The organism is Afipia carboxidovorans OM5, assembly GCF_000218565.1.
GTDB lineage: Bacteria > Pseudomonadota > Alphaproteobacteria > Rhizobiales > Xanthobacteraceae > Afipia > Afipia carboxidovorans.
Window position 1 is genome coordinate 371,996 of the sequence record NC_015684.1, and the last position, 22,965, is coordinate 394,960.

Consider the following 22,965-nt stretch of genomic DNA (forward strand, 5'->3'; position numbering starts at 1 on the left):
TAAGCAACTCCCCGCTGATCATCCAGGTAACAGCAAAACCCGCAAAAAACCAAAACGTTACAGTCCATACAGCTTAGCATGTGCGAGCAGTTATTCAACTCTTCCGGATTACGTTGCGATGCGAGAAGCGCCCGATCTAAAATGCGGGTGTGACACAGCTGTGCCAAATGTGCGAGTTTCTCAAAGGCCGCAGGGGGTAAAGAGCCAGCTAATCTAAAACGATGTGATAACAGATTTTTCTGTCATTTTGAGCTGAGAAGTAATTATCGGTCTAGCAAAGCTGGCCTGAGAACGAACAATCTTATTGTCAGATCGTCTTTCAGATTACTTACTTGTGCAGATTTAACGTTCCAATCAAGATGCTTTTGGGGGGAAGCAGTGTTGGAGACTACCGAACCGTCACGAGCGGCAGATCAGCTTCCAAATCCCTTTCTCGTTACCGAGCTAGAGGATAACAGCGAGGTCCGTAGCGAGTCTGTTGAGCGGGCTTTCCGCACTTTGTCCGCAGATAGTGAACGGGCAGAGGGTGAGTTATTAAGAAGCGACATTGACCGAGTATATCTTCGCAGGAAGCTTACTATTGCAGAATGTGCAACGGTAGAGCAGCAGCTCCGTGCGTTAGGCGTTCGGATCGTTGAAGACGATGAAGACGAAGACAACCAAACTGAACCTTCCAATTCACAAAAGAAAAAATACCTTAATGAGATGGAAGAGCGTGAGCTTGGACGAACCATTCGGCTAGCCAAAGATATTCAGTACGCCGCCTTAGAGGATTTAAATCAATACGAACGTCAATTGGTGCATAGGGCCGAAAAGGCCAAAGCAAGGTTTGTGGAATCGAATCTACTTTATGTTCGAAAGCTCGCAAATCGAAAGCGGAACCTTAAGCACTTAACTGCCGACGACCTATTCCAAGAAGGTTTGATGGGCTTGTTGAAAGCAACCGAGCTATTCGACCCGGAGCTTGGCTTTCGATTCAAGACATATGCCACGTGGTGGATTCAACAATACATGAGCCGTGCTCTGGACGATGGCGATCGAACCATTCGATTGCCTGTTCATCGTCACGAGTATTTTAGGAAGATAAAAAGAAAAACTGCAAAGCTAACATTTGAATTGGGACGGGAGCCCACCCTTAATGAGCTCGCGACCGAATTAGGCTTAGAGAGGGAGCGGTTGGCCAAACTTCTTTGGCGGCTGCACGTAACAGAATGTGTCGAGGCTGATGCGCCGATAGGTGAGGATACGACTGTGCTCTCTTACAAGGCGGACGAATCGCCATCCATATTAGATTTGGTTGCCCTTCAACAGCTTCGCACAATGGTTGCTCGTGTCCTCGCTACATTAGTGCCGCGGGAAGAGAGAATTATCAGGATGCGTTTCGGGTTAGATGGAAGCGGAGAACAAACTCTAGAAGCAATCGGAAATGTTTTTGGTGTGACCCGGGAGCGTATACGTCAGATTGAGGCTAAAGCGCTCAGAAAATTGAAACATCCTTCACGGTCGCGGGCCCTTCGGACATTCTTAGAGAGCGACTCTCTTTAATGGCAAAGTACTATGGACTCGGTGATGATGAGCCACGTGAGGATTCTGAACGAATCGTGGCGGCGCGTCTCCGTCATCTACCGGATGGATATGTCGTTTTTCATCACGTTACTTGGCAGTCAAAACGTAAGGGGCGCGAAGGCGATGGAGAGGCGGATTTTATCGTTCTCCATCCTGAAATTGGAATCATAGTATTCGAGGTGAAAGGAGGGGGTGTCCATCTCGTCGACGGGCGGTGGTACTCAACTGATCGTCATAACGAGGTGCACTCGATAAAAAACCCCTACGACCAAGCTGTTGCATCCAAGCATGCCTTGCATAAATGGTTAGAGAAGGACGCCGCTCTCGCGCGTGTGCCGGTAGGCCATGCGGTTGTGTTCCCTCACATCGATGAAATGCCGCATCTTGGTTTGTCGGCAGTACCGGAAATTACTTGGACTAAGTCGGACTTACTAACGCCATTAGAGAACATTAAGCGAATTGCTCAGCACTGGAAAATGAAGTGCAGCCTTTCGTCCGAAGAAATCACTCGGATTTGTTCTCTGTTGGCTCCGACTGTCAGCGTCAGAAGAGCTCTTTTTAGGTCGTCGACTGTTGCCAGTGAAGCCCTTTTACATTTGACGGCAGATCAAATCGAAGCATTTTCGGGTCTAAGGTCAAGTCGAGGTGGGCTGATCCTTGGCGGAGCAGGAACCGGGAAGACTGTGCTCGCTCTTGCTAGAGCTCAGCAGCTTGCGGCAGATGGGTTTCGCACAATATTTGTCTGTTTCAACGAGTTGTTGGGTTCTTCGTTGTCGCAGCAATTTGCTGAACACCCATCACTAGTGGCTGGAACGTATCATTCGCTTTGCTTTCGCCAGGCTCGGCGAGCCAAGCTGCAGATTCCTAACCAGCTGACGAGCTCTTGGTGGTCCACCGATGCGCCGGAATTATTAGTGTCTGCTTGCGCTGAGAGTGGGGTCGAGTTTGACGCTATCGTTGTCGACGAGGCGCAAGACTTTGAACCATCCTGGATAGAATCGTTACGGTGCTTGATGAGTAATCGTAGTGATGCTCCCTTCTATGCGTTTGCAGATCCCAGGCAGGAACTGTATGGCCGAGAGTGGTTGAGTGAAGAAAAATGGCCGTTTCAGTATGCGCTTAGCAAAAATCTTCGAAACACTGAGCCTATTGCGAAAAGAGTTCTAGCAATCTTCAACGAGCGAGATATTTCCCATAAAATTGGCGGACCTGCGCCTATGTGGCGTGATATTCGAGACGTCAAGCGTCCCGATATTGACGCGATGGCGGTAGTGGAGCGCCTTGTCGAGGATGGCTTCGGGCCCAGTAATTTGGCCGTGCTTTGCAGCTCACCAGCGCTCGTTGAAAGATTAAGACAAGCAACTGTGGGTGCGTTCTCTTTTGGTAAATGGGGAAGCCGCGGCATTCCTGTCGAGACAATCGGTCGCTTCAAAGGGCTTGAAGCTGAAGCAGCAGTGGTTGTTTTAGAAGAACAGGGCGACGAAGATTTTCAAAAGACCTTAGCCTACGTCGGAATTAGCCGAGCTAGAAGCGTGTTGGTCGTAGTAGCAAACAGCCGCTTACGATCAGCTTTGAACTGGGGCTAGATTCAGTTGGAACAAAGGTCAAAATATCCAGCGCGTCCCGCAAGCGATAGACGAGAGAGATGCATATTGAACATCCTGCAAGAGGGCTCTCCAAGATGCAAACACACGCCACAAGCTGCTCCGTGATCGGTGCACCCTGGATCTAAAGCGCAACGGTGTTCATCTTGCACTAAGCCATCGATCAAGCTGTGCAGGTCCGATTCGAAGAGAGCCTGAAGGCCGCCTAAGACAAAGTCTCCCTTAGCGGCGGCGTAGACAAAGAAGCCTAGACAGTAGGGCAGTACGAGTTCCGATAGAGCGCTACGTTCAATGCCCGCGTATACGGCAGCTCTGCGAATAAATGCATGTGAGTATGAATGAATAAGGGTGATCAGCTGCTTAGTTGCTTCGTCTTCGGTTCCGTCTGGGTGGACCGCTAGTGCCTCCAAGATAGCCGCCGAGGCGGCGCGAGCGTCCGACGCGGGCGCTAAATCGATCCCGTTCATACTCAGCCAACGATGGACCATCGCAGGATTGAGACGGATGAATAGCGCCTCGGTTTCGATCAACTCACCGTAGGCGGTGTATTCGCCGTTTTTCTCCCGGTACGTTCTTAGTCGGCTACTGCCTGGAACCGCATCGCCTCTAGTGTATCCGTATTGCGCCGTGAGTACCGGGAATCTGTCTACTAGCTCAACACGTTCGATGCCCGCGAGTCGAAGAGACTCTGGATAATGGATTTGATAAAGCGCTCTTGCGCGCTCGCCTGATGCCGCGATTTCAAGATCAGAGATCGTCCGCCGACTTTCGAAGTTAGCTAACGCAATTTGGCGAGCTTGCTGTTTTGCTTTCGTCAGGACCTGATCATCTACGTTATGGAAACCAGAGTCAGGTATCGATTGAGGTGGCATTGCTGCTACCATCGCATCAATGGTCGCTTGATCAAAACCCCGTTCCGCCAACACCATTCGGATGGAGTCTGCCCCTGCATTGGTGGGCGCGTCGGTCAATCTGCGGCCCTGCATTCCATTGACTATCCAGTTTAAAGCTCGTTCACCTCCGCCAGCAGCCTCCACTTGTCGGAGGATTTCGCGACGAGGTGGATTGATTAGTACAACGCCGCGCGGCTTAAAGACCGACCCCGATCTGTGAACGGTGAAGGATAACACCCCTCCTTGATCGCAATCACAGTTCGCGCCGAATCCCCTCTGAATGGTCACGTTACAGACGGGGCAATAAAATACGATTTCGACGGCCGACGCCGTTCCAGGTAATTTGACAGCTCGCTGTTGATGTGTAGGGCACTTCCGCACAAACGGCGTCTTTATCGATCCACAAGCTTGGTGAAAGCCCACAAATGGTAACTGCCCGCGACGAGCAGTGGATCCGCACTGGCATCTGCTGCGTTGCTCGTCGTGCAATCGGTTGCAGCGGTTACACATGTACAGCCGAGGAAATGGCTCGCACCATATCCCTCGCTCGCGATTTAAAGATTTAACTCTCACCGGCCTATTTCGCATCAGATCAGAGACAAATCCTCCATCCTCGTTCTGCTCCGACCACGGCATAGTTGCGCGAATGAGTTCTTCTCGTAATGCGTCCGAGTCGATCGCATTCTGGGTGATGGGATCGGTCCATCGGCGGACTTTCCAAATGCCTCCTCCAACGTCAACGGTCTGCTCCGGAAGGTGGCCAAATAAAATTTGAGATGTGCTTCGCCGCTCTTTCATGAAGCGTTGTCCCCGTTCACGGGTGCTTGTTCTTCTACATCGCGCAGTGAAAGCATCGGTTGTCCTGTAGGTGACAAATCCGAGACAAATTTAGCGTCACTTGTTGGCTCACGAAGATTTCGGCGAAAGCCCTCGAACCAAAGTGCCATTTCTTCAAGCAAAAACTCGTCGATTTCGTCGAGTTCAAGATTCCGCGAAATAGCCTGACGATCCGACTCAAGCACGTCAGGATTATCTCGCACATAGGCGTTCAAGTTGCGCGGAGTTGTGAGAGGTAGTGTTGAATTTGGCTCATGAATATTAGCAAGCCGTGCGAGTTCCATCCCCGCAATTGTCCGTTCCAAAACTCTTCGGCTCTTTCGGGTGATAGGGATAGCGTCAATGAACCGGTCGCCCTGAGAGACAAATTCCGGAAAGGCTCTATAGAGACTTGCGTCACGTTCTCTAGTCATTTTCGGAACGACAATAACTAGGGCGGGCCATCGTCTACCCACGCGCGCAGTAGCTTGAATGAATTCCGAGACACCTAGCGGGAAAGCAAGCATCACCATAATATTGAGCCTATCTATATCAACCCCATGAGACATCATGGATGATGCGGCAATTAAATGTATTCGTTCATCGAAGTTCTCCTCTGGATGCTCCAAGCGATCGAGCGTTGCACGGACGTCTTCAAATTCGGTTCGCCCTGTTAGCGTCTCGATATTGGGCGGGGGATTAATGCCGGTGTATTGGGTTTCAGATGACCGGACCACTGCATCTAAGTCTTGCAAAGTATTTCCATAAATTACGTTTGTTCCGTAAATATTGATTAGGAAGGATGCAAAACGAACATCGATATTTAGCTCTTCGCAAACAAGCGCCGGTGTGTTGTTGAGAGAACGAATGGCTTGTTGAAGAGTCACAATTAGGCGATCTACTACAAATTCGACGGTCAAACGTCGCGGCGCAAGCGCAATATAACGTCGCATAAGGAGCTCAGAGTCTTTTGCCCAGAATCCCGCGCCTTCGCGAGGAGCTGGTTGCGGGAACACGCGAGCAGACCGCCTGTACAAGACCGACGTTTGCTTTTGATAGCCCGCGAGGGTTGCAGACGAAGCAAGTATTTTCGGCTTCGATCCAGTAAGCTCGTGCTGGAGTCCGTCAAGAATAGCTTCATAATGGGCGTCCACTGCGCCGAGACTGTCACGCAAGAGATGAAGTTCGTCTTGTAAGCGAAAGGACGGCGCATAAAGATTCGCTTCGATTGGAAGCGGCGAGGGATTGCCTCCTTTGCAATCTGGAACGAGGCACCCATTTGGAAAATTGTAGCGTTTCGCATAGGTGTAGCCATGACCCGGTCGGCTACAAATGCCCCAAGGCGAACCGACAAGTCCTCGCATGCCAGGCTGTCGCGCTATATTGGCGGCTTTATCCAATGTGCCGACCACAATGGTTGGAAGAAAGCGCCAAATTTCGTCATCGATTACGAAGAGGGGAAGCGGCTCACCCTGACTCTCACATCCTGAGGTCGAGCAAGTATGTATTAGTCGCCAATTTCTACGATCGAAATTAGTGGACACCGATCGCTCTCTACAAAATGGGCAGACGTCCAAAAGACGAAATGGATTTTGTAAATCCTCTACGCGATCAGCATCCCAGTCTGTTTCCCGCTTATTCTCTTTTAAAATTCGATTAGGCGTTGCTGCTCCACCCACAAGAAATCCGAGTGAAAAAGGATCGCCTTCTATGGTTTCTTCCCGCCGAACAATTTCTGCGGCGGCAAGCGCATTGGCGAATCTTTGAGTTTGCTGAAGGGACAGAAGTCTTAGAGGAAATCTTGACCACGCCGTAATCCCCGACAGCTTGCCTCGAATGCGATCGAGAAGCGCAGCGGTGATCAACAGTCCAAGGTAAGTCTCAGTCTTTCCACCACCTGTTGCGAACCATACTATATCTACAACTTCAGATTCTTTCTTAGGATCGACAAGGCAGTCGATATTCGAAAGTAAGAAAGCTAGCTGAAAGGGACGCCAACTGCTGTATTTTCCCCGGGCGGATATTTTCATTGCCCGATTCATTAGTTTGAACGCGTACAAAAGTTGAGAATTGCTCTCTAAAGTTTCAACACCCCGCTTTACACGCTGGAGTTCCTCGTTGAAGTCAGATGCGGCTGTGCTGGCTTCTTGTTGCATTGCTGCGGACCAGCCCTCAGCGCTGGCGCGGGCGGAAAGTGCTTCTTCGGACCATGACGATATCGCCCATTTTTCAAATTCAGCAGCAAGCTGATTGCAAGTAGGCAGCGGGTTCTTCGCGAGCTCTGTAAACTCCATATCCGGGCAGGCATTTTCCCCCGCCCAATAGCTTGGCCTTAAACGAGATCGAGAAAGACTATCGCAAGTGCTTATCTCCAGACCCGATACATGAATTCCACAGTTGATTCCGAATGCCTCAACTTTGCGATCATACCGGAAGCTATCGGGTAGCGAGTCGAGTTCAAAGTATTCTCTCTCCAGATTTTGCACGGTTAAGGAGCATTCGAAAAATCTTCCTTCCGCAACTGCGACCAGCTCGTCAGCAGGAGTAGTGGAATTCACGAAAGTGATTTCGACCCCGGGAACGGAACGAGTTGTCCGTCGGATTCGCACCTCACCGCTTAATGATTGTCCAGATGCAGCAGAAAGGGAGGCGCTGATCGTTTCCTGCCCAAATATTTTTTCAGTGGAATCTTCCGGAATTGTTACTTGTATCTCACTGACTATCGGATTCGTTTTGGTCCATTTCCAGCGATGGTCGCCTTCTGTGGCGCGGTCGCGGAGCCAAAGAACACAGCTCACGCGGACTGAAAAATTACCAGAGAATTCCTTTGGCCTGACGCGGAGGCCGATAGCGCACGGCTCTAGTCGATCCGCTCGACCGTCAAGCCTAGTTACTTCATCTTTAGGACCCAGCCGGCCGAGCCAAAATCGGCCCGTTGGATTGACCTCCGATGCGAACAAATCATCGCCTCTGGCATCCTTTATTGCCTTCTGCTCAAGCCAGCAAACAAAGCGTTCCGCCGCAGCGTATTTCGCATCTTCTTCGTTCCTGAAATCGATAAAAGAGCTCATTTGATCACCCACGTTAGTGGCTAAGCCAACCTTATCAAAAATCGAGTTGAAATCTCAAACGTTCTGTAGATCTACTCAAGGAGTCTCTGTAGGGTAGGCGATCCATTCTTCGAAAGTGCGGCCATGCGGAAAGCGGCTAAGAGGATTACGGCAATTGACCTTTATTCCGGGGTTGGCGGATGGTCTCTTGGGCTTAGGTTGGCGGGGATCGACGTCATCGCATCTTACGAGTTGTCGGAGTTTGCCAATAAAACGAATGACCTCAATAATTCTCATCCGACATCGACCGTAGACATTCGGAAGATCGATCTTAAGAGCCTTCCCAAAAATGTTGACGTCGTGGTTGGTAGTCCGCCCTGTACTCAGTTCTCGTATGCGAATCGTGGTGGCAAGGGTGATATTGAAGATGGCTTGAAAGACATCGTCTGCTTTTTAAAGATCGTTGATTATGTGAAGCCGAAAGTGTGGGCTATGGAAAACGTTCCGCGCGTAGCTCAGATAATCGAAGCAGAGCTGAGACCCGGTGGGCGTTTGCGACGTTTCCATCACCTCGGCATCAAAGCGCGCGTCGTTAACATGGAAGAATTTGGACTCCCGCAACGGAGATTGCGGTGTATTGCAGGGAATTTCGATTTTGATCTGCTTCACGCGTTTTCCGCTAACGCAACCAAGCGAACTCTGGGAGAGATTGTTGAAGCGCTCGCGAATGATAGTGTGATAGATCCAATATATAAAATTCAACTTTCAAAAGCATCGCTGACCGACCACGTTATCGAAGATTGTCTCAACGACGAAGAAACTCGAATCAATCGAGCGAATAAGACTGCGCATCCAGTCTACAATCAGATGCCATTCCCGGATTCGCTTAATCGTAGCGTTAGAACGATTACCGCTACCTGCACCCGTGTATCGCGGGAAAGTATCGTAATCCCTGATTCCGTGACGCCTGATGCAGTGCGGCGTCTTACAGTGAGGGAGAGGGCTTGCCTTCAAGGATTCCCAATAACCTATCAGTTCTGCGGCAGAACCCATGCGCAGAAGTTAAAATTGGTGGGTAATGCGCTTCCGCCGCTATTTTCCTTCTATGTTGGTCATACGATCAAGAGAACGTCTGTTCGAAGGATTCCATCAATAGCGGCTAGAGCAAAGCTCTTACTCAAAAAGCCGGTGGAGGCTCCGAGTGCTCGACCAGAAAAGCCTGGATCGAAATACCCGTCGTCGAGAACGTTTCGCTTTGCAGTACCAAGTCTTCGGTTGAAAAGCGGTGTTAGATTTGAGCTTGTGAACGCGCACAGTGTTCGCGGTACAAACTGGCTCATAAATTTTTATTTCGGAAGCTCTAAGTCGATTCATGATCTGAGGTTAGGTCAAGGCTTCGAGCGGGATGTAATCAAAAATCTTCCTAGTTCCGTTGGAAAGGATGTAAAGGCAGTCTGCTTGCGTGTCTCCAAATTTTTAGCAACGGCTGATTTGCAAAATATGCAGAAGGTATGGAGTCATAAGGCGCGAGGTAAAACCCATCCATTCGAGTTGCTCGACTGTGTTGATGCTGCGGGCGCGGAACTCTCGGAGATTTTGACAAGCCATGCCGGTATCTGCTCGATGCTGGTGAATAAGGCTATTCTAGAGCGTTACGGGAGACGCGTACGTAAGGTTGTGGGCATCGGCAAACTTGAGCGTAACTCTTCACGTATTGTGGCAGGTCTGACTATTGGCTCGATCGTGAATGAGTTTATCGGAAATCAATATTATAAACCTCGCGCGACATCTGAGCTGAATGAGCAGGTCATAGCAGTCAGTTTCACTACTTAGCCAGAAAAGCACGATGTTGGTGGCCTAGGACTGAGCCAAATAGCCCGCTACGGGAGCAGAGAGAAAATCCCTGCTCCCGATTTATGTGAGGTTATGCCTCGATCATGCTGCGTTTTTTGTCAGGCGCACGAACTGTCCCGTCTTGCCTCTGCCGCCTTTTCCAGGCTGGAAGTGCCAGTTTTGCTGTCTCATTGCTTCCACCACCTCGGCCGATTCCAGATACCAGTTCTTGTTCTTTCTTAGATCAATTCCGGTCAAATATTTCACATCGATCGTGGTGATGACGTCATTCGTCGATCCGTAGAGAAGCGCTACGAGTGCGTCCCTCCCGCCTCGGTTTAAGCGTTTCTCAGGTTCACGTACCTTTACTGTGGCCCCAGGAAACAGTACGTCCTTGTAGCGAATGAGGCGCTTTAGTGCACCTGTAATGTAGAGGCGTTGAACGCCGCACGTGCCGTCCCAGCTGATGTTGCGAGCGTTGCCGCGCATAGCCAGCTGCTTCTGATGGCGACAGAGGTGGCCATCACCAAGCATGAGTAGTTCGCTGGCTTGCGACTTCGGACTCTGGAACTGAGCCAAGGCTTCGTTGTCGGCTCGCTGCTCCTTTAGGCCGAGTGCAGTTCCGATGATTGCCCGCTTCGGTAGATGAAAATCACCAAACAAGAACACGGCATCGGCGTCCTTCCATCTATTTGATCCGATGCCGCTCCCCCAGTTTATGAGCCGCACTTGCCGAGCGCCGTGAGTTATTAGTGGGGCCTCGTCAAATCCAAGATCGAGATGAGGTAAGAACTCCAAGTCGAGCATGGCTTTGTGAACGACAACGAGAACCCTCTCACCAACTTCAGTGTTCTCAATAACGGTGTTCCAAATCCATTCCGCATAGGCCTTCGCTTTTGTGGCGTCCTTGACGATTTGACTGATCCTCGCATTCTTTGAGAATGGCGGATCAATATGTGTAATCGAGAGGTTGCGAAAATCGACTTGTGGGACAGGCACTGGCTCGCGGTTGTTTGCGATAAGTGAAACCCCGTCGATGTCTGCTGTCGCGTCTAACAGAATGGTGCCGGGCCTCAACGGCATCGTCATTTCATAACCGATGAAACGAGCACCTTTTCCGTTCTGATCGTAACGGGAGAGAAATGCGAAGCCCTGCGCCAAAGCTCTGCCGAACCCAAACACGCTCTTTACTCGATCATCCGGTGATAGAAGGTATCTCTTGGCCGCGTCGGACAGAAACCAGCTCAGTTCCGCTGGGGCTATTACATCGTACGGTCGTTTGTTGTCAGCCGATTGCCAGATGTTTTCTAAATGGTTATGCAGCCTTGTAAGTTGGGCAACTCCTTCGATGTTTGCTGAATAGCTTTCAGCAAAGCCATCTCGCACGGTTTTCACTAGGCCGGTATCGACATCATAAAGCGAGACGTCCGCCATCTTCTCATCGACAAAGATCAGCTTCCGATCTCGTCCCTTGTAGACAACGGCCTGATCGGCGCGAGATCCTCGATAGAAGTTGTGGGTGACGATCGCTACAGGATAACTGCCCAGTTCTTCGAGCTTAAAACGCATCGTTGGGATGAACCCGTACTCCTCCATAAGGTCTTCGGAAGTGTTGGCGTTCCAATCGTGGGCCGACGTCCAGACAGCAACGCTATCTTCGTCAAGTAGGTTACTCATTTCATTGAAGACATCCTCGGCTTGATCGATTGTTTCTACTAGATATAGAACGGAGGCGTCGTAGTTTGTTGCGAGATAGCCCTTGATGAAGGCTTGAGCGAAGCTCGACTTACCGCTTCCCGTGGGCGCGGAGACGACTCGATATTGCGCTATACCTTGTTCGCTGTCCTGCATGGCGAGGGTGCCAGCGTTGAATATGCATTCAGCGACCTCGTTGTCGAACGGGGTCAGGCGGTGCTTAATCTTGTGAAAGTCTTGAGCGCCCTTCTTCTGGTCGTGTTCGAATTTTCGCCACTCGATCTGTTCCTTGAGAGCGTCGAAGTAGGCATCTTTGAGTTGTTCATTCATGACCGGTTCTATTGATGTTGATTCAAGCACCATTTGCCCGGTCTCACTTGTGAGCCAGGATGCAGGTGACTTGGGTGTGGGGAATGTGACCTCCCTGACGCGGCGGGACAGATGCAGTCAGTGGAAGTCGTTTAAAAACCGCCTTGGAATGCTATAAGAGACCAGCATTCCAAGGACGTTTATGGTTCGGTTCAGTCTGCCTTGGCCGTGGTGATGCAGTAGGCTACCGCGGTAGACATGGTGGTCTCACGAACACCGATCCTGCTGGCAAGCAACTTCCTGAGGTGGGTCAGCTTCTGAAAAGTTTCTTCGTCGACACGGACTGAGAGGATATGTCCCTTCTTGGTAGTCGGGTCGGTCGTGCGTTCACGGTAGTGAACCCGGTTGCTCCGGGCGTGGTCGTTCATGGGGTCCTTTCATGGTTGTGGGTGCCGCTTAATACTGATCGGTAGGTGTACGGGATGTGCAATGGTAGACCTGACAAATACCCACCATCACACGAACGCGCAGCTCCGACCGGCTGCTTTTATGATTGCAGATGGACGTAGTTGCCCCTTCAATGCCGATGACGTTCGGCTATTGCAGATGGGAGGGGTCATCCTTAAGGTTGCAGAACTCGTTTCTGCTATTTTTGGATGTGCTTTTAGGCTTTGCTATTGCAGATGGGGGCGGTCACTCAGATTCAGGCAAGTTCTGGGGTTGCCGATGGCATAATTACCTCCGGGATGGGACCGTTGGCTTTCGCAGATTGGCGCAGTCGTTAACTTCCGCTGCTTCGGCATTCGCCATTGCAGATGGTAGTCGTTCCCGGGTTCAAGGTCCGGGGAACGACCGTGGCCGCTCATAGCAGGAGCAGCTTCTTTGCCGAGCCGTAGCCCACTGCAATTTCTGATCTACTGCTTACGAAATCGGACCTTCGATTTAATCGTTGTCGCTAGTTGATAGAGACAGCCAACCACTATGAAGGCACACCTAATAGCGATAGCCACCACAACGATTGGGAATAGGGGCGGCAGGACGACTTGAACCATACAAAGCAGCATTAGACCCCAGCCCATTGTAACAGAGAGCAAATCCAAACCCGACTCTCCGTTAGGGCGCTGTTTTTCAGGCAACATGGCTCGCATCCAACTGGCTAATTTGCGCTAGCTTGTTTGCTATTCTTTCAGGTTGCAGATGCGTGTAGCGGCTAAGCATCTTGAGTTCACGGTGACCGCTGATGAGAGCCACCTCTGGCACGGAAAGGCCGTACTCAAAAAACCGCGATACAGCTTCATGGCGTAGATCGTGAAGCCGCAAGTCCGGAAGACTCGCTCTCTTCCTAAGCCGCTCCCAAGCTAGTCGCACAGCGTTTGAGCTGAGAGGAAAAACCCGTCTGTCGTCACTCGCTCTTGTCAATGCGGCGAGAGTGCTGGTGGCTACAGGAGTAAGCGGGATGCGGCGGGGATGCCCGTTCTTTGTATTGAGTATCCGAACAGTACGATTGACCAGATCAACATCGTTCCAGCAGATAGATAGTAACTCGCCACGTCGCATCCCGGTTTCTACCAATAACGTCAACAAGGCTCGCATGTAACACGCGGTACGAGGACCAATCGCATCGAATAATTGCTTCTCCTCATAGCCGAGCAAGCGACGTTCGCGCGCCCGGGCATCTTGAGGAAAGCGCAATTGGCTGCATGGATTCTTCGCCAAAGGTATTGCCCACTCACGTATGGCTACTTCGAATACATGTCGGAGAATTATCAGCTCTCGCCGCACAGACGCCGACTGCACGTGCTTCAATCGATCATCTCTGTACCGCGCGACGATAGCCCCAGACATGTTATTCAAGCTCATCTGCGCAAGCTTGTGGGTGAGCATCGTTCTTATTCGCGAGCGTTCGGAGACGGCCCCTCGCTTTGCGGGTGTAATCTCACTTGCATAGCGCGTAAGGAGGTCAGCGACAGTGGTTAGCTTCAACTGCCTCACGTTGAGTGGCAGTTCCGACCGATCAACGGCTCGCTCCTTCTCTCGCGCCCAAGCGAGAGCGTCCGCGCGAGTAGGGAATGATTTGGAGATAGAGGGGTATCCTGAGCGGCGAACTTGGACTTGCCATGTCGCGCCTCGTTTTCTGATAGTTGGCATGCTTTTCCGTCCAGCTGTGACAATGCTGTGACGAATTGGCCTTGCGGAGATTCAGGAAACAGTCGCCTTCGAGCCGAGAAGTTAGTAATTCCAGCATGTTATTACTGGCGCACCCGACACGATTCGAACGTGTGACCTTTGCCTTCGGAGGGCAACGCTCTATCCAGCTGAGCTACGGGTGCCTCCTGTCCCTTTATCGGATCGCGCGGCGTCCGGCAACGCGAACCTGAGGCTCACGCCGGGACGATGGTCTTGCCGATCGGCCACAGCGCGATGCCGGCGAGCTTGAGGTGGGCCCAGGCGAATGGCAGGCCGATAATGGTGATCGCCATCAGAAGCGCGGTGCCGAGGTGGCCGAGCGCCAGCCACCAGCCTGCGAGGATGAACCAGACGATGTTGCCGATCATGCCAAGCGGTCCGGTGCCGATGTCGCCGCGGCCGTAGGCAAGTTCGCGCGAAACGGCGCGCTGGCCGAACGGAAACAGCGTGTAGCCGGCGATCGTCATCGCGGCGCGCGCCCACGGAATGCCGATGATGGTGATGGCCATCAGCACGGCCGCGATCATCCAGCCGACCGCCATCCAGAAGCCGCCAAGCACGATCCAGAGAATATTCAGGAAAAGCGAAACCGGAGCCATGCGTGCTGCTCTCGTGGTCTGCGTTGCCCCGGCTCGAGTGAGCGCGGGCACGCGTCACCCCGCGGTGATGCGCCACGCTCGATATTGGGTCGGCAGGCAGACCGCGCAAGGACGATAGCCCGCTCCGATCGCGCTGGCCTCATTGGCGAAGAACACGCGGTGTCTGCGATAGGTGTCGCCTTTCGCCAGTGCGCGAGCAGCGGCGCGGCAGTCGAGGCGGCCGTAAATGCGTTGCTTCGCATGGCCGCCGAACAGGCCTGGTGTGGCGCTGTCATAGAATGCGCCGTCAGGCCCGAGCAGGCGATAGGTTTTGCTCGTCATGAAGCTCGCTCCTGCGGCTTCGTTGTGGTCCGCGATGAGGCCGCTCACTCTGCCTTGAACAAGTCGGAATGGCCGTGCGGCGTGCAGCGCAGATATTGTGGCGCGGCGTGGACATGATCACCGAGTTCGGCCGCGGCGTGCCACGGCCAGCGCGGATCGTACAGAATGCCGCGCGCGAGCGCGATCGCATCCGCCTGTCCTTTAACGAGGATGTCCTCGGCCTGCTGCGCCCCCGTGATGAGCCCAACCGCGATGGTCGGAATTTCAGCCTCGGCGCGAATCCGCGCGGCAAATTCCACCTGATAGCCCGGCCCGACCTTGATCTGCTGCGCTGGCGTGAGCCCGCCGCTCGAGACGTGGATGGCCGGGCAGCCGCGGGCCTTCAATTCCTTTGCGAAAGCAATCGAACTTTCGAGGTCCCATCCGCCGTCCGCCCAGTCGGTCGCCGAGACACGAATCCAGACAGGCTTGTCCTGCGGGTATGCAGCGCGCACCGCGTCGTAGATTTCGAGCGGAAATCGCATCCGGTTCTCGAGGCTGCCGCCATAGGCATCAGTACGGGTGTTGGACAGAGGCGAGAGAAACTGGTGCAGCAGATAGCCGTGCGCACCGTGCAGCTCGATGCCCTCGAACCCGAGAGTGGCGGCGCGTCGGGCTGCGCGAACAAACTCATCGCGCACGCGCGAGAGGCCCTGCGCATCGAGTGCGAGTGGCGGATGATCGCTGGTCTCGAAAGGAAGCGCGGACGGCGCTTCGGTCTGCCAGCCGGTCGGCGCGTTGGGCGCGATCTGGCCGCCGCCTTCCCACGGCACGTTCGTCGAGGCTTTGCGCCCGGCATGTGCCAACTGGATGGCGACCTTGATCGGCGAGTAGGTGCGGATGGCGCGTAGCACGCGCGCGAGCGCCGCTTCGTTGGCGTCAGAATAGAGGCCGAGATCGCGCGGCGAAATGCGTCCCTGCGGATTGACTGCCGAAGCTTCCAGAACGAGAAGGCCGGCGCCCGACAGTGCAAGCTGGCCGAGATGGATCATGTGCCAGTCGGTGGCACTGCCGTCCTCGGCAGAGTATTGGCACATCGGCGCGACGACGATGCGGTTGGAAAGGGCAAGCGATCCAAGCTGCCAAGGTGTGAACAGTTCACTCACGCGTGGTCTCGCTATCGTTGATGGGATGGAGTGGCCGGAGAGAAAGCTGCACGATTTGGTGCCGCCGATTTGACGTCTCCGCGCCGCCGCACGCAAGACGCCGATAGTGTGAAGCGTCAGGCCAAGCCGTTGAGGAACGGGTTGGTCCGCCGCTCGTGGCCGATAGTCGAGCCAGCGCCGTGGCCGCAGATGAAGCCGACATCGTCGCCGAGCGGCAGTACCTTGTCGCGGATCGAGGCAAGTAGCGTGGCGTGATCGCCACCGGGCAGATCGGTGCGGCCGATCGAGCCGTTGAACAGCACGTCGCCCATGATCGCGAATTTCAGCGCCTTGCTGAAGAACACCATGCTGCCCGGCGAGTGGCCGGGGCAGTGCAAGAGATCGAACGTCAGTTCGCCGACGCTCACCGTGTCGCCCTCATTGAGCCAGTTATCGGGCGTCACGTCACGCAAGCCCGTGAGGCCGTAGTTGCGGGCAGTTTCGACGACGTTGTCGAGCAGGAATTTGTCGGCGATGTGCGGGCCGGTGATCGGCACCTTGAGGTGATCGCGCAGCTCCGCCGCGCCGCCGACATGATCGACATGGCCATGGGTGAGCCAGATGTGCTCGACCTTGACGCCTGCCTGTTTGATCGCATTGAGGATGTCGAGCACGTCCCCGCCGGGATCGATGACCGCGGCCTTCTTGGTCGTCTCGCACCACAGCAGCGTGCAGTTCTGCTGGAACGGCGTTACGGGAATGATGCTGGCGCCTGCTTTCGGCGCCTCAGGGCTCGTCTCTTCGCTCATGCGCGCCCAGAAAGCGCATTTTTCTGCCGGGGCCAAGTGAATTTTCAGGTGGAGTGGAAGGGCCTCCGCAGAAAGACCGCGCGAAAGTCGATCTTCACTGGGCGGCGCGGCCGGTCTGTTTTAGGATAGCGCGATGCCTCAATCGTCCCTTGATATCGTGATCTGTCCCGCCGATGGCCGTCAGTCGGAGACGGCGCGCGAAATTGCGCGCGGCACGTCGCGGTTTCTTGCCTCACTTGGATTTTCCTGCGTCGCGGAATTGCCGTTGCCCTCGGGCGGCCGCGCCGACCTCGTGGCGATGAATCCGAAGGGCGAGATCTGGATCGTCGAGATCAAGTCCTCGCGCGCGGATCTGCGGGCCGACGGCAAATGGGAAAGCTACCGCGCCCATTGCGACCGGCTGTTTTTTGCTTTTCCGAGCGAACTGCCATGCGAGCTATTTCCGCCGGAAACCGGCCTCATCGTTGCGGACGGCTATGGCGCGTTCCTGCATTGCGAGGCGCCCGAGCATCGCCTGGCGGCGCCGACGCGCAAGGTGATGATGATCCGCTTTGGTCTGGCCGCCGCGGGGCGGATGAGCCGGCTAATCGATCCACAGGGCCACGGTCTGATCGACGAGTGATTATTCGGCGGCGGTGCTGACGATCGGCACCAGCGCATTCTCGAACATGCCGAAAGCGATCTTGGCACCTCGCACCGCGGCGGGCGGATCGGCGAGCGTGGCCGGATGCGTTTCGAGCACATCGAGAAAGCTCGGCCATAGTCTCTTGCCGAAGCCGTGGCGCAGATATTTCGTTGCGTCGATCGAATCTGAATCGGGATATTCCGCGAGGCGCGACAGCATCGCGCGCGCACTCACGCGGGTTGCTTCCAGCACATACACTGCGCCGAGCATTTCGGCGGCACCATCGAATTGTGGCTCAGCTAATGGCGCACAACCGATATCCATCGCGATCAGATCGTCCTCAAGCGCGGCCGTGCGCGCCCGCTGCGGCCAGTCCGGCAGGATGTGCGTGATGCCGGCGCGCTCAAGTGCTGCTTCAAGCGGAAATAGTGCCTCTGCCTGCCCGCGCAGGAAGGCCGCGTAATAACGCGGCTTGCTGAGGTCGAGCCACGACAAGGCAAGGTCAAGCCGCCGGTGGGAGGTTCGGGTGGCATCGCGGATGAGATCGATGATCATGACCCGCTCGCAAAATCTCAGGCGCCTGATCGCGCCCGCGTCACCACAATCTCGCGCGCCGGCACGAGTTCGCCGAGAAGGTCGGCGATATAATTCTTGGTGATCTGGGCGGGATAGGCGGGACGTCCGCGGACAGTAACGCGCGGCGCGCCGAGTGGCTTGTCCCAATCCACGCGATAATCCTCAAGCAGACCAAGGCGCTTGGTGGCTTCGAGCCGCGTCGAAATGTCGATGTGCCGTGCTTTTCTCATATCGTGCGCGGCGTGGCCGCGCCTCCTGTTTGCGTCTGTTAACTCTTGCCTGAGAAACGCAGGGCCGCACAAAAAAGTTCCGGCCCGCTTGAGGCGAGCCGGAACGATATTTTATCGGTTGCCGCTTTGCTTAGCGCGGCGCGCGCTTGGCGAGAATGCGCTGAAGCGTGCGGCGATGCATGTTGAGCCGCCGCGCCGTCTCCGAAACATTGCGGTCGCACATCTCGTAGATGCGCTGGATGTGTTCCCAGCGTACGCGATCGGCCGACATCGGGTTCTGCGGCAGTTCCGACTTGGCGCCGCCAACCGCGAGTAATGCGGCCGCGACTTCGTCGGCGTCGGCGGGCTTCGCAAGATAGTCCACCGCGCCGAGCTTCACCGCCGTCACGGCGGTGGCGATGTTGCCATAGCCTGTCAGCACGATTGCGCGAGCGCCCGGCCGCTTGCTTTGCAGCGCAGCGACGACGTCGAGCCCGTTGCCGTCACCGACCCGCAGATCGACCACGGCGAAAGCCGGCGGCGACTGCTCGATGCAGGCGAGGCCCTCGGGGACGTTGTCACAGCTCGTAACCGTGAAGCCGCGGGTTTCCATCGCGCGCGACAGGCGTTCGAGGAAGGCTTTGTCGTCCTCGACGATCAGCAAGGTGCGGGGCGCGGGTTCAACAGGCAATTGATAAGACGATGACTGGGTGGCTGCGTACATGGCTTTTCCTTTGTCCATGTTCATCCTATTCCAAATTGATCCGGCAATATGTCGGGCCTATGCGGCAGAGTGCCTCACTGCGGTTTTTCCTTAAAGGACTTTCCGCATGATCTCTCCTTAAGTGGGGCCGCTGATGCCGGTTTCAAAGCGTCCGCGTGGCCAGGAAATGGTGACCACCGCGCCATGGTTCGGGAACGGCCGGTTGGCAAAACTCACTTTGGCCCCCGTACGTTCCAGGAGCGTGCGGGCGATGAACACGCCGAGGCCGAGGCCGCGATGGTCGCTGCGGCTGTCCCTGCCGACGCGGCGCGAAAGGTAAGGCTCGCCGATCCGTTTCAGGAGGTCGGGCGGAATGCCGGGGCCGTCGTCCGAGATGACGATATCGACGCGCTCGGAGTTCCACCCCGCCTGCACCGCCACGGTCTCCCCCGCGAAGTCGACGGCGTTCTCGACGATATTGCCGATGCCGTAGAGCACCGCCGGGTTCCGCAACCCGACCGGCTCGGGCGGGTTGCCGGCCGCGATACGAATGTGGATGGCGACGCCGAATTCGCGATGGGGGGCGACCACCTCCTCGATCAGGCTGGTCAGCGGCATCCGGTCGAACGGCGCGCCGCCGGAGGACAATTGCGTGATCTTGGCGAGGATGTCGCGGCAGCGCATCGCTTGTTCGCGGATCGCGGTGAGATCGCCGATCAGCGGATCGTCCGGCGAGCGGCTCTGGGCGGCCTTCTGCAATTCATTGGAGATAAGAACGATGGTTGAGAGCGGCGTGCCGAGTTCGTGCGCGGCGGCGGCGGCGAGCCCGTCGATCTGGGTGAGGTGCTGCTCGCGCGTGAGAATGAGTTCGGCGGCGGCGAGCGCGTCCGAGAGCTTGCGCGCTTCTTCGGTGACCTGGAAGGCATAGAGGCTCGTCACCACAAGCACCATGATGATCGAGAGCCAGACGCCGATCATGTAGGTCGGTGGCAGCACCAGAGGCTCGTCGCCGTTCCAGGGCAGCGGCATGTGAAAGAAGCCGAGGATCGTCGCACAGGTGGCGGCGAGCAGGCCGAGCGCGATGGTGTAGCGGGTCGGCAGTGCTGTCGCGGAGATCAGTACCGGAGCGAGAAACAGGAACGAGAACGGGTTCTGCAGTCCGCCGGTCAGCAGCAGCAGCGCGGCGAGTTCGATGATGTTCATCGCGAGCAGCGCCGCCGCGAATACCGGGTCGAGCCGATGGGTTGGTGCGAACGCAATCTGCAGCGCGAGGTTCAGACCTGCCGATAAGCCGATGACGGTGAGGCAGGCCAGAATGGGAACTTCGAAATCGAATCCCTGCGCCACCACGAAGATGGCGGTGAGTTGCCCCAGCACCGCGAGCCACCGAAGTCGCAGGATGGTGTGCAGACGCACATCCGGCCTCGGGTGGCGGAAATCGGAGTGGAGCGTGTCGCCCATGACCAGCATGTATACGTCAACCTTAAATTGCAGAATATTCCGATAGCTTACGATGATGCCGCCGTTGAGAAACCCTATCTCCACTCCATAGGGCGGATTGACGCAGCGCAATGCTGCCCTCATGCTGCCGCAGTGCAAAATCTAAAGGGGGATTCGCGAATGCCGCCGATTGGGGAATTTGGACGGCCGCCGTCCTTACCAGATCACGAGGGCGCGCCTGTCGTTTCCCCGATGTACTGGATGTATGAACTGGGGCAAGCCTCGCTTACGCCGGCCCGTGCGTTCGCCGATGCCACGCGGCTGATGTTCCAGAGCCCGCTCAACCCGTTCACCACCACCGAGTTCGGCAAATCGGTTGCGGCGAGCTGCGAGGTGTTCGAGCGCACCACTCGTCGCTACGGCAAGCCCGAATGGCGCATCGACCGCACCGATGTAAACGGCGTCTCGACCCCGGTAGAAGTGAGAACGGTCTGGGAGAAACCATTCTGCAAGCTCCTGCACTTCCGTCGCAAATTCCTGCGCCCGCTGCGCGAGACGCAGCCTCGCGTGCTGATCGTGGCGCCGATGTCCGGTCACTACGCGACGCTGTTGCGCGGTACGGTCGAAGCCTTCCTTCCCAATCACGAAGTTTACGTTACCGACTGGGTTGATGCCCGCATGGTGCCGGTCGCGATGGGGCGTTTCGATCTCGACGATTACGTCGATTACGTCATTGAAATGCTGCATGCGCTTGGCGGCCACGTTCATGTTGTTGGCGTTTGCCAGCCATCGGTGCCGGTTCTTGCCGCAGTCTCGGTGATGGAGGCGCGCCATGATCCGTTCGTGCCCGCATCGATGATCCTGATGGGCGGGCCGATCGATACGCGGCGCAATCCGACCGCGGTGAACACGCTCGCGGCCGAGAAGGGGATGGACTGGTTCCGCAACAACGTGATCAGCAAGGTGCCGTTTCCGCATCCGGGCTTCATGCGCGATGTGTACCCCGGCTTCCTGCAGCTGACCGGTTTCGTCAGCATGAACTTCGAGCGTCACCTCGAGGCGCACCGCAAGCTGTTCGATAACCTCGTGAAAGGCGACGGCGACCTCGTCGAGAAGCATCGCGAATTCTACGACGAATATCTCGCGGTTATGGACCTCACGGCAGAGTTCTACCTGCAGACGGTCGACGAGGTGTTCGTGAAGCATGCGCTGCCGAAAGGCGAACTGAAGCATCGCGACGCTCTGGTCGACCCCTCGAAGATCCGCCGCGTCGCACTGATGACGGTCGAAGGAGAGAACGACGATATCTCCGGCATCGGCCAGACCGAGGCCGCGCATGACCTCTGCACCTCGATTCCGGCCGAGCGGAAGGTGCATTACATGCAGAAAGGCGTCGGCCATTACGGCGTTTTCAACGGCTCGCGGTTTCGTGCCGAGATCCTGCCGCGCATCTCGGATTTCATCGCTTCCGTCGAGGCGGCCGGGGAGACCAGCGCGGCGGCTGAATAGCCGACTTGCGAGCAGGATTCGCAACAAGTGCCTGAATCTTCGACCTTTCTGCGGCCGGAGTATCGTCAGTCATGCCAGGTCTGGGCTAAACCGTTGGAAAATTTATTGTTTTCGACAATAAATTTTGTGGCATCAAAGTGACGAAAGTACCTCTGAAGCGCGAGACATTTTGTGATAGAAATGAATTGCGAATCTCTGTTCCAGCACGCCTTATCTAGGCTGACTGCAGCTAAGCCCCACGAGATATTGGGCAAATGATTTGTTTTAGCCAGGATGGATTTCCAGGGCGGCGGATATGGCAAAATCCGGGCCTCCTTCTCGCCCTTGGGTCCTCTGCCATGGCTTTTCGCGCCCTTCTTTATCGCCGTCCCACCGAACCCCGCACGCTGGCCGTCAAAATCGGCTCCGCGATTTATGCGGTTCAATTGCGAAGGCATCGGCGCGCGAGGCGATACACCCTGCGCATCCATCCGAGCCGCCGTGAAGCCATCCTGACAATGCCGCCGCGCGGCAATCTCTCGGATGCACGGGAGTTTGCGGAGCGTCATGGCGCGTGGATTGCAGCGCGCCTCGGCGGTCTGCCGAAGGCGGTGCCGTTTGCGGCCGGTACGTTGCTGCCGCTCCGTCATGTGTCACACAAGATCGTGCATCGCGCCGGTGAGCGCGGGACGGTCTGGGCCGAGACGCGCGACAGCGGCGAGAAGATTTTGTGCGTGGCGGGCGGCGTTGAGCATGTCGAGCGCCGCGTGCTCGATTTCCTCAAGCGCGAGGCAAGGCGCGAACTGACCCGCGTGTCGAACCATTACGCCGAAATGCTTGGCGTCAAGGTGACGCGCATTTCGATCCGCGACCAGTCGAGCCGGTGGGGATCATGCACCTCGGCGGGCGCGCTGTCGTTCTCGTGGCGGCTGATCCTCGCGCCGCCCTATGTGCTCGATTATCTCGCCGCCCATGAGGTTGCACATCTCGTCGAGATGAACCACTCGCCGCGGTTCTGGAGGGTGGTCGGGAGAATCTGCCCGCACACCGAGCGCGCCAAGAAATGGCTCGATGTCCACGGCAACAACCTGCACCGCTACGGCGTGAGGGATTAAAGC

The 22,965-nt window shown here is 55.6% G+C and carries 20 protein-coding genes and 1 tRNA gene; 6 read left to right on the plus strand and 15 right to left on the minus strand.

All coding sequences use genetic code 11. The annotated features are described in order from the left end of the window. Window positions 1-378 precede the first annotated feature (378 nt). Window positions 379-1,545: a sigma-70 family RNA polymerase sigma factor gene (locus OCA5_RS01825; RefSeq protein WP_049766879.1), complete on the plus strand. Its 1,167-nt coding sequence runs from the start codon at window positions 379-381 to the stop codon at window positions 1,543-1,545. Next, entirely contained in the window at window positions 1,545-3,152 is a 1,608-nt protein-coding gene (locus OCA5_RS18590) for a nuclease-related domain-containing DEAD/DEAH box helicase (protein WP_012561329.1), read from the plus strand. Before OCA5_RS01825 ends, OCA5_RS18590 begins: the two co-directional genes overlap by 1 nt. Window positions 3,153-3,154: 2 nt before the next feature. Here OCA5_RS18590 and OCA5_RS01835 read toward each other — a convergent pair whose 3' ends face one another. Both OCA5_RS01835 and OCA5_RS18600 read right to left on the minus strand, forming a co-directional pair. Next, complete coding sequence (locus tag OCA5_RS01835; RefSeq protein WP_208430543.1) at window positions 3,155-4,141, minus strand: hypothetical protein; 987 nt, start codon at window positions 4,139-4,141, stop codon at window positions 3,155-3,157. 716 nt (window positions 4,142-4,857) lie between these two features. Further along, window positions 4,858-7,950 (minus strand): helicase-related protein, encoded by a 3,093-nt coding sequence (locus OCA5_RS18600; RefSeq protein ID WP_012561327.1) that lies wholly within the window; start codon window positions 7,948-7,950, stop codon window positions 4,858-4,860. A 123-nt stretch (window positions 7,951-8,073) separates the two neighbouring features. On the opposite strand from OCA5_RS18600, the gene OCA5_RS01845 reads away from it, so the two are divergent. Beyond that, window positions 8,074-9,762 carry a DNA cytosine methyltransferase gene (locus OCA5_RS01845; protein WP_012561326.1) on the plus strand — a complete coding sequence of 563 codons (1,689 nt, stop codon included), beginning with the start codon at window positions 8,074-8,076 and terminating at the stop codon, window positions 9,760-9,762. A 102-nt stretch (window positions 9,763-9,864) separates the two neighbouring features. Here OCA5_RS01845 and OCA5_RS01850 read toward each other — a convergent pair whose 3' ends face one another. From OCA5_RS01850 to OCA5_RS01885, 8 genes are all read right to left on the minus strand, one after another. Beyond that, on the minus strand, window positions 9,865-11,820 hold the full coding sequence (locus OCA5_RS01850) for a DEAD/DEAH box helicase family protein (protein WP_012561325.1): 1,956 nt from the start codon (window positions 11,818-11,820) through the stop codon (window positions 9,865-9,867). A 158-nt stretch (window positions 11,821-11,978) separates the two neighbouring features. Continuing rightward, the gene (locus tag OCA5_RS01855; protein ID WP_041559535.1) at window positions 11,979-12,194 is read right to left on the minus strand and encodes a hypothetical protein; all 216 of its coding nucleotides are present in this window, start codon (window positions 12,192-12,194) and stop codon (window positions 11,979-11,981) included. Window positions 12,195-12,894: 700 nt separating this feature from the next. Beyond that, on the minus strand, window positions 12,895-13,650 hold the full coding sequence (locus OCA5_RS01860; protein WP_244396119.1) for a tyrosine-type recombinase/integrase: 756 nt from the start codon (window positions 13,648-13,650) through the stop codon (window positions 12,895-12,897). A gap of 369 nt (window positions 13,651-14,019) precedes the next feature. Next, window positions 14,020-14,096 (minus strand) — tRNA-Arg (locus OCA5_RS01865). 51 nt (window positions 14,097-14,147) lie between these two features. Continuing rightward, window positions 14,148-14,552 (minus strand): YccF domain-containing protein, encoded by a 405-nt coding sequence (locus OCA5_RS01870; protein WP_012561323.1) that lies wholly within the window; start codon window positions 14,550-14,552, stop codon window positions 14,148-14,150. A gap of 54 nt (window positions 14,553-14,606) precedes the next feature. Further along, complete coding sequence (locus OCA5_RS01875) at window positions 14,607-14,873, minus strand: Ada metal-binding domain-containing protein (RefSeq protein ID WP_012561322.1); 267 nt, start codon at window positions 14,871-14,873, stop codon at window positions 14,607-14,609. A 44-nt stretch (window positions 14,874-14,917) separates the two neighbouring features. Beyond that, window positions 14,918-16,018 carry an NADH:flavin oxidoreductase/NADH oxidase gene (locus OCA5_RS01880; RefSeq protein WP_012561321.1) on the minus strand — a complete coding sequence of 367 codons (1,101 nt, stop codon included), beginning with the start codon at window positions 16,016-16,018 and terminating at the stop codon, window positions 14,918-14,920. A gap of 116 nt (window positions 16,019-16,134) precedes the next feature. Then, window positions 16,135-16,806, minus strand: coding sequence for an MBL fold metallo-hydrolase (locus tag OCA5_RS01885; RefSeq protein WP_013912768.1), 672 nt, complete (start codon window positions 16,804-16,806; stop codon window positions 16,135-16,137). Window positions 16,807-16,939: 133 nt separating this feature from the next. On the opposite strand from OCA5_RS01885, the gene OCA5_RS01890 reads away from it, so the two are divergent. Further along, on the plus strand, window positions 16,940-17,428 hold the full coding sequence (locus OCA5_RS01890; RefSeq protein ID WP_012561319.1) for an MmcB family DNA repair protein: 489 nt from the start codon (window positions 16,940-16,942) through the stop codon (window positions 17,426-17,428). Here the strand turns inward: OCA5_RS01890 and OCA5_RS01895 are convergent, their stop codons facing one another. The 4 genes from OCA5_RS01895 to OCA5_RS01910 all read right to left on the minus strand — a co-directional run bounded on the left by OCA5_RS01895 (window position 17,429) and on the right by OCA5_RS01910 (window position 20,389). Then, window positions 17,429-17,986 carry a biliverdin-producing heme oxygenase gene (locus OCA5_RS01895; protein ID WP_012561318.1) on the minus strand — a complete coding sequence of 186 codons (558 nt, stop codon included), beginning with the start codon at window positions 17,984-17,986 and terminating at the stop codon, window positions 17,429-17,431. It lies immediately after the preceding gene. A gap of 17 nt (window positions 17,987-18,003) precedes the next feature. After that, window positions 18,004-18,237, minus strand: coding sequence for a hypothetical protein (locus OCA5_RS01900; protein WP_012561317.1), 234 nt, complete (start codon window positions 18,235-18,237; stop codon window positions 18,004-18,006). A gap of 130 nt (window positions 18,238-18,367) precedes the next feature. Beyond that, window positions 18,368-18,940: an ActR/PrrA/RegA family redox response regulator transcription factor gene (locus OCA5_RS01905; RefSeq protein WP_041559621.1), complete on the minus strand. Its 573-nt coding sequence runs from the start codon at window positions 18,938-18,940 to the stop codon at window positions 18,368-18,370. A gap of 117 nt (window positions 18,941-19,057) precedes the next feature. After that, complete coding sequence (locus OCA5_RS01910) at window positions 19,058-20,389, minus strand: ActS/PrrB/RegB family redox-sensitive histidine kinase (RefSeq protein ID WP_193372362.1); 1,332 nt, start codon at window positions 20,387-20,389, stop codon at window positions 19,058-19,060. 150 nt (window positions 20,390-20,539) lie between these two features. Here OCA5_RS01910 and OCA5_RS01915 point away from each other — a divergent pair, with 150 nt between their 5' ends. Further along, a complete protein-coding gene (locus OCA5_RS01915; RefSeq protein WP_013912772.1) occupies window positions 20,540-21,868 on the plus strand; it encodes a polyhydroxyalkanoate depolymerase in 1,329 nt (442 codons plus the stop codon). 65 nt (window positions 21,869-21,933) lie between these two features. Here OCA5_RS01915 and OCA5_RS19415 read toward each other — a convergent pair whose 3' ends face one another. Next, entirely contained in the window at window positions 21,934-22,338 is a 405-nt protein-coding gene (locus tag OCA5_RS19415; protein WP_244396217.1) for a hypothetical protein, read from the minus strand. Between OCA5_RS19415 and OCA5_RS01920 the strand changes: the two genes are divergently transcribed. Next, the gene (locus tag OCA5_RS01920) at window positions 22,267-22,962 is read left to right on the plus strand and encodes a M48 family metallopeptidase (protein WP_244405986.1); all 696 of its coding nucleotides are present in this window, start codon (window positions 22,267-22,269) and stop codon (window positions 22,960-22,962) included. The two genes, OCA5_RS19415 and OCA5_RS01920, sit on opposite strands and share 72 nt — an antisense overlap. The last annotated feature ends 3 nt before the right edge of the window (window positions 22,963-22,965 follow it).